Raw genomic sequence first — 8482 nt, 5'->3', positions numbered from 1 at the left:
CTACTCCACCGTCACCACCACACCCATCGACGGCACCCACCTCACCCCCCAACACTGGTACACCAACCTCCGCACCACAGTCCGCTTCCAAGAAACCGTCGAAGCCCTCCTCACCGACGGACACACGCTCTTCATCGAGACCAGCCCGCACCCGGGACTGACGGCTGCCATCGACGAGACCATCGAGGCGCGCACTCCGAGCGTCCGGGCCGCCACCGTCGCCACCCTGCGCCGTGGGCAGGGTGATCTGCGCCAATGGCACACCGCCCTCGCACACGCCCACGTACTCGGCGCCGACGCGATCGCGCCGACCTCCGCCGTGCCGGACGGCGATCTACCCACCTACCCGTTTCGGCGGGACACCTTCTGGCTCACCGCGCCCCGGCGGCGGGACACGGGTGGGTCGGGCCGGAGTACGACGAGTCATCCCTTCCTCGACGCCGCCGTGCACATTGCCGACACCGGCGCGCTCGTGCTCACCGGGCAATTGTCCACGGCCGACCATCCCTGGCTCGCCGACCACGCGGTCCACGAGACCGTCCTGCTGCCGGGCACGGCCTTCGTCGAGATGGCCGTCTTCGCCGGTGCCGGGGTCGGATGTGATCGGGTGGCGGAGCTGACCCTGGAGGCGCCGTTGCCGCTGCCCGGCACCGGGGCGGTGCAACTGCAACTCGTGGTCGAGTCGCCGCGCGAGGACGACGAGCGGCGGGCCGTGAGCGTGTACTCCCGGTCCGAGCCGAGCGAGCGCGATGCCGCGGCCGACGTGCCCTGGACCCGGCATGCCACGGCGATCGTGGAGCCGGAATCCGCCGACGATCCTGGCCCTGCCGTGGCGCCGATCGATGCCTGGCCCCCGGCGGACGCGCGGGCGCTCGACGTCGACGCGCTCTACCGTGACCTCACCGCGACGGGCTACGGCTATGGGCCCGTCTTCCAGGGGGTCCGGGCCGCCTGGCGGCTCGGGGACCGCGTGTTCGCCGAGATCGAGCGGACCGAGGAGGACGCCGACGCCGAACCGGCCTTCGTGCTCCACCCGGCGCTGTTCGACGCGGCCCTGCACGCCGGGCTCGTGCCGGCGGACGACACCTCGACCCGACCGGGATCACCCCGGCTGCCCTTCGTGTGGAGCGGCGTGCGCCTGCACGGTTCGACGGCCACGGCCTTGCGGGTGCGGCTGAGCCCGACGGGTACCGACGCACTGCGGGTGGACGTCTTCGACACCGACGGCACACCCGTCGCCACGGTGGCCTCGCTCGCGCTGCGGCCGTTGCCGGCGGGGCAGTTGACGGCGGCATCGGTCGGTGACGACCTGTATGCCCTGGACTGGCCGGCCCGGTCCGGCGGCGGAGGCCGACCACCCGAGTCCTGGGCGGTGCTCGGGGACGACGAGCCGCGAACGGCCGCGCTCGCGGCGCCGGCTACGGAAGCAGACCCGCCCGGGCGGTACCCGGACGTCGCCGCGCTGGCCGAGTCCGTCGGTGCGGGAGCCGCGCTCCCGGCGGCGGTGCTGTTCGCGGTGCCCGAGGGTGACCCGGGCCTCGATGTCCCGGCGCGCGTGGGCGCAGTCGTGCGGCAGGTGTTGGCGCAGACGCAGGCGTGGCTGCGCGAACCCGCCTTCGCCGAGGCCCGGTTGGTCGTCGTGACGCGGGGCGCGGTGGCCACCGGCGCCGACGACCGCGTGCGCGACCTCGCCGGCGCGGCGGTGTGGGGCCTGCTCCGCTCCGCGCAGGCAGAGCAGCCGGGCAGGTTCGTGCTGCTGGATCTGGACGACCACGAGGCGTCCGCCGGCGGCCTGACCGGCGCGCTCACGGACGTCGACGAGCCGCAACTGGCCCTGCGCGCGGGGACGATCCGGGTGCCCCGGCTGGTCCGGGCCACCGCGTCCGGGCCGGAGCCGGAGCACCCACCGGTGCGCTTCGACCCGGCCGGCACGGTACTGATCACCGGCGGCTCCGGCACCCTCGCCGCACTGACCGCACGGCATCTGGTCGCCGAACACGGCGTACGCCGGCTGGTGTTGGCCGCCCGGCGCGGTGGGCAGGCGCCCGGCGTGGGCGAGTTGGTGTCGGAACTCGCCGAAGCGGGCGCCGAGGTCGACGTCGTGGCCTGCGACGTGGCCGACCGTACGCAACTCGCCGCGCTGCTCGCGGGGATCCCGACCGAGCAGCCGCTGAGCGCCGTCGTACACGTCGCGGGCGTCCTGGACGACGCCACGATCGACGCGCTCACCCCGGAGCGGGTCGACACGGTGCTGCGGCCCAAGGTCGACGCCGGGTGGTGGCTGTACGAGGCGACCCGCCGTCTCGACGGTGTGCCGCTCGTGTTGTTCTCCTCCGTCACCGCGACGCTCGGCAGCGCCGGGCAGGGCAACTACACCGCCGCGAACGCGTTCCTGGACGCGCTCGCCCACCACGACGGGGCAGGCGGCCCGGTGCTGTCGCTCGCGTGGGGCCTGTGGGCGCAGGCCGGCGGCATGACCGCCCACCTGGATCGGGTGGACACGGCCAGGATGGCCAGGAACGGCATCGCTCCGCTGCCCGCCGACCGGGGCCTGGCACTGTTCGACGCGGCGCTGCGCGGCGACCGGCCCGCACCGGTGGCGGCCGTGTTGGATCGGTCGGCGCTGCGCGCCCAGGCCGTCGCCGGGCTGCTTCCGGCCGTGCTGCGCGAGATGGTGCGCATCCCCGCGCGGCGGGCCGCCCGGGCGGGCGCCGAGGGTACCTGGGCCGGCCGCGTCGCCGCGTTGGCGCCGGCCGATCGGCTCGCCGAGATCGGCGAGTTGGTCCGCGCGAACGTGGCCACCGTGCTCGGGCACACCGACGCCGGTCGCGTCGACGGCGCACGGGCGTTCAAGGAGGCCGGTTTCGACTCGCTGACGTCGGTGGAACTGCGCAACCGCCTCGCCGCCGCGACCGGACTGCGGCTGTCCGCGACGCTGGTCTTCGACCATCCCACCCCGGACGCGGTGGCCCGCCACCTCGCGGAGTCGGTCGTCGACGCGCGGCCGGCCCCGGCCGGGGCGACACCGCCGACCCGGCCGGCCGAGTGGGCCGACGAACCCATCGCGATCGTCGCGATGTCGTGCCGCTACCCGGGCGGCGTCACCTCCCCCGAGGACCTGTGGCGGCTCGTGGCCGGCGGCGTGGACGCCATCGGCGAATGGCCGCGCGGACGCGGCTGGGACACGACCGAACTGTTCGACCCGGACCCCGACCGGGCGGGCAAGAGTTACTCCACCCGAGGCGGCTTCCTGCACGACGCGGACCGATTCGACGCCGACCTGTTCGGGATCAGCCCGCGCGAGGCACTGGCCACCGACCCCCAGCAGCGCCTGCTCCTGGAAACCGGCTGGGAGGCGTTCGAACGCGCCGGCATTCCGCACGCGTCGTTGCGCGGCAGCCGTACCGGAGTGTTCGTCGGCGTGATGTACAACGACTACGGCTCGCGGATCAGGCAGGCGCCGGCCGGCTTCGAGGGATACCTGGGCAACGGCAGCGCGCACAGCGTCGCCTCCGGCCGCGTCGCGTACACCTTCGGCCTCGAAGGGCCGGCGATCAGCGTCGACACCGCGTGCTCGTCCTCGCTGGTCGCGCTGCACCTGGCGGTACAGGCACTGCGTCAGGGGGAGTGCTCGCTCGCGCTCGCCGGCGGGGTGACGGTGATGTCGACGCCCAGTGTGTTCATCGAATTCAGCCGCCAGCGCGGGATGGCGCCCGACGGCCGCTGCAAGTCGTTCTCGGCGGACGCCGACGGCGCCGGCTGGTCGGAGGGCGTCGGCATGCTGCTGGTCGAACGCCTCTCGGACGCCCGGCGCAACGGACACCCGGTGCTCGCCGTGGTACGCGGCACGGCGGTCAACCAGGACGGCGCCAGCAACGGGTTGACCGCGCCCAACGGCCCGTCGCAGCAGCGGGTGATCGGGCAGGCGCTGGCCGCGGCGGGGCTCAGCGGCGCCGACGTCGACGCGGTCGAGGCACACGGCACCGGCACCACACTCGGCGACCCGATCGAGGCCCAGGCGATCCTGGCCACCTACGGCCGCGAGCACACCGATGCCCGGCCGCTGTGGCTGGGCTCGCTCAAGTCCAACATCGGTCACGCGCAGGCCGCCGCCGGCGTCGGCGGGGTGATCAAGATGGTGTCGGCGATGCAGCACGGCCTGCTGCCCCGCACGCTGCACGCGGACCGGCCGTCGCCGCACGTCGACTGGTCCGACGGGACGGTCCGCCTGCTCACCGAGGAACAGCCGTGGCCCGCCGCGGACCGCCCGCGCCGTGCGGCGGTGTCCTCCTTCGGGATCAGCGGCACCAACGCCCACGTGATCGTCGAGCAGGCCGCGCAGGACCCGCGACCGGCCCCGCCGCGCGCGGACCCCGCCCCTGCGACATCGGCCTGGATCCTGTCCGCCCGCACCGCCGAGGCGCTGCCGGCCCAGGCCGAACGGCTGCTGGAGTGGCTGGCCGAGGAACCCGAGCCGCACCCGGCCGACATCGCGCTGTCGCTGGCCACCACCCGCTCACTCCTGGAACACCGCGCGGCCGTCGTCGGCACCGACCACGCGCAACTGCTCCGGGGCCTGAGCGCGCTGGCCGGTGGCGAACGCTCGCCCGACGTACTGCGGGCCGTGGCCGGGCCGCCCGGTCGCACCGCCGTGCTGTTCACCGGCCAGGGCAGCCAGCGTCCGGGCATGGGGCGGGAACTGTACGAGAGCGAGCCGGTGTTCGCCGCGGCGTTCGACGCGGTCCGCGCCGAACTCGACCCGCTCCTGGACCACCCCCTGCGCGAGGTGGTGTTCGCCGAACCCGGCAGCCCACAGGCGGCCCTGCTCGAATCGACCCGCTACGCCCAGCCCGCGCTGTTCGCCCTGGAGACCGCGCTGTACCGGCTGGTGGAGCACTTCGGCTTCACCCCCGACGCGGTGATCGGCCACTCGCTCGGCGAACTGACCGCCGCGCACGTCGCGGGGGTGCTGTCGCTGCGGGACGCGTGCGTCCTGGTCGAGGCGCGCGGACGGCTGATGCACAGCGCCACCGAGGGCGGTGCGATGCTCGCCATCGGCGCCGCCGAACACCTCGTGCGCCCCCACCTGGACGCGTACGCCGGGTCGCTGAGCCTGGCCGCGGTCAATGGCCCCGAGGCGGTGGTGGTCTCCGGCGACGCCGAGGCCGCCGACGCCCTGGCCAGGACGTTCCGGGCGCAGGGGATACGGACCAAGCGGCTGCGGGTCGGCCGCGCGTTCCACTCGCCGCACATGGACCCGATCCTGGCGGCGTTTCGCCGGGTCGCCGAGGGCGTGGACTACCGCACCCCGGCCATCCCCGTGGTCTCCAACCTCACCGGCCGGATCGCGACCCCGCAGGAACTCGCCTCCCCCGAACACTGGGTGCGGCACGTTCGGGAAACGGTCCGCTTCCACGACGGGCTGCATGCCCTGCGCGAGCACGGCGTCGACTCCTGCCTGGAGTTGGGTCCGGACCCGGTGCTCACGGCGATGGTCCGGGACACGTTCGACGAGCAGGGGCCCACATCCGTCGCGGTGCTGGGCGCCGGTCGGCCGGAAGGGGACACCCTGACCCGGGCGCTGGCCGCGGTACACCTGCGCGGAGGCGCCGTCGACTGGGCCGTGCCCCTCGCCCGACGCGGGGCCCGGCCGATCCCGCTGCCGACCTACGCGTTCCGGCGCACGCGGTACTGGCTCGACCAGCCCGCCGCCGCCGACGCGGCCTCGGCCGGGCAGGACACCGCCGACCACCCGCTGCTCGGCGCGGCGATCGAGGTCGCCGACGGCGGCGAACTCCTGTTGACCGGGCGGCTCTCGCTCGCGGACCGCCCCTGGCTGGGCGACCATCGGTTGCACGGCCTCGCGCTGCTGCCCGCCTCCGCACTGGTCGATCTGGCGACGCGTGCCGCAGAGCGGGTGGGCTGCGCCCTGATCGAGGAACTCACCCTGCACACACCGCTGATCCTCCCGGAGGAGGGCACCGTGCGGCTGCAGGTGGTGGTTCGGGCCCTGGAGGCGGGTCGGCACTCGATCACCGTGCACAGCCGCCCCGAGGGCGCGTCGGTCGGGCCCGACGCGCCGACCTGGACGCGGCACGCCGACGGCGTACTCGCGCCGCGCGCCGTCACAGGCACGGCGGCGCAGCCGCACACGACGCTCACCGCCGCGTGGCCCCCGCCGGGAGCGACACCGCTCGACCTCCGGGACCTGGACGAGCGGTTGGTCGACGCGGGTGTGGACTACGGGCCCGCCTTTCAGGGGGTGCGGGGCGTGTGGCGGCACCCGGACGGAAGTACCTACGCCGAGGTTCGGCTGCCCGCCGAGACCGCGCCGGAGGCCCGGACGTTCGGGATCCACCCCGCACTTTTGGACGCCGCGCTGCGACCGCTCGCGCTCGGCGATCCGCAATCCGGGCCGGCACAGGCCGACCGGGTACGCCTGCCCTTCGCGTGGAGCGGGGTGGAACTGTACGCGAGTGGTGCCGTCGAGGCCCGCGTGCGGATCGCGCCCGGCGACGCGGAGGACTCCGTCGGCGTCGAACTGGCCGACGAGCAGGGCGCGTTGATCGCCCGAGCCGAAGCGCTGGTGCTGCGCGCGCTGCCCGCCGACGCACTCGGCCCGGCCCGCGCGGACGGCGCCGGGCTGTACCGGGTCGAGTGGAGTGCGGTAGCGGGATTCGCCGGGCGCGGAGACCGGCCCGCCGCCGTCGTGGACCTGCGATCGGAGTCGGCGGCCGGTCGGGGCGCACCGCCCGAGCGGACCCGCGCCGCGGCGTTGGTCGCGGTCGAGCGGTTGACGCAGTGGCTCGGTGACGACGCCGCATCCGATGTTCCCCTGGTCGTGCTGACGTCCGGGGGAGTGGCGGTGCATCCCGGTGAGGTGGCGGATCCGGTCGTCGCCGCCGTGTGGGGACTGGTGCGCAGCGCGCAGGCCGAACACCCCGGCCGGATCACCCTGCTCGACCTCGAAGCGGGAGCCGAGACCGCGGACGGCATCGAAGCGGCCGCAGTGTCCCCGGAACCACAGATCGCGGTGCGCGGCGGCGTGCCGTACGCGCCCCGCCTGGTGGCGCGGCGTCCCGAACCGGCCCGGGGCGAGGCGGTGTCGTTCCCGAACGAGGGCACCGTCCTGGTCACCGGCGCCACCGGGCTCCTGGGCGGACTGCTCACCCGACACCTGGTGCACGCGCACGGCGTGCGTCATCTGCTGCTCGTCGGCCGTCGAGGGCCGCAGGCCCCGGGCGCGCGGGAGCTGCTCGCCGAACTCGTCGAGGCGGGGGCCGAGGTCACGATGGCGGCGTGCGACGTGAGCGACGCCGAGGCGCTGGCAGGGCTGCTCGACACGCTGCCGGCCGCGCATCCGCTGACGGCCGTCGTACATCTGGCCGGTGTCCTGGACGACGGCGTACTCACCGGTGTGACCGGGCCCCGGCTCGACGCGGTGCTGCGGCCGAAGGCGGGCGCGGCCTGGAACCTGCACCGGTTGACCGAGGGACGGGACCTGTCGGCCTTCGTGCTCTTCTCCTCGATCGCGGCCACCGTGGGCACGCCGGGGCAGGCGAACTACGCCGCCGCCAACGCGTTTTTGGACGCGTTGGCCGGACAACGCGCCGCCGAGGGGCTGCCCGCGTTGTCGATCGGTTGGGGCCTGTGGGACGAGGGCGGGATGGCGGGTGCGCTCGGGGACGTCGACCGGGCCCGGTTGGCCCGCTCCGGCATCGCGCCGATGTCCGCGGCCGCCGGGCTGGCGCTGTTCGACGCCGCCCTGGGCGCGGGTGAGCCCACGCTGGTCGCGGCGCGGCTGGACACCTCCGGTGGCGCGGACGAGTCCGGGTTCCCGGGGTTGCCCACGATCCTGCGCCGGGCCGTGCGCACGCCGGTGCGAAGCCGCGCGGCGGACGCCGGCGAGGCGGCCGGGCCGGCGGGGCCGGTGCTCGCGGGTCTGGACGGCGAGCAGCGCGAGTCGGTGCTGATCGACATGGTCCGACAGGAGGTCGCGGACGTGCTCGGCCATCCGGATCCCGGCACCGTGGACACGCGACGCGGACTCCAGGACCTCGGACTCGACTCGCTGACTGCGGTGGAGTTGCGCAATCGGCTCTCCGCGCGGGTGGGACTGCGGCTGCCGACCACGATCGTCTTCGACCATCCGAACGTGGCGGCGCTGGCGGCCAGGGTGGGCCTGCTGCTGACCCCCGAGGCCGCGCCCGGGGAGGCAGAGGTGTTGGCGGAGGAACTGCACCGCCTGGAGGCGCTGTTGGCGCGGACCGGCGTGGACCGGCAGGAGCATGCCCGGATCGGGTCCCGGCTGCGGAGTCTGCTGCGCGTGTGGGATCGCACGACACCGATCGGCGAGGCGGACACGGACGACGAGAGCGCGTTGGCCGACGTCGGCGACGACGAGTTGTTCCGGGCGCTGGACGACGAGCTGGGCGTGTCGACGGGGGACTGAGGAGGGGGTACACGAAGCCGGGCCGCACCC

The 8482-nt window shown here is 74.9% G+C and carries 1 protein-coding gene; it reads left to right on the top strand.

The window, feature by feature from the left end; translation table 11 throughout:
- The coding region (locus ACWGR4_RS41885) for an SDR family NAD(P)-dependent oxidoreductase (RefSeq protein WP_452134317.1) at window positions 1-8452 on the top strand (8452 nt) is incomplete at its 5' end.
- Between the last annotated feature and the right edge of the window lie 30 nt (window positions 8453-8482).

Source organism: Embleya sp. NPDC055664, from assembly GCF_053618075.1.
The sequence above is the reverse complement of the archived record's forward strand: the minus strand, read 5'-3'. Positions and strand labels throughout refer to the sequence as shown.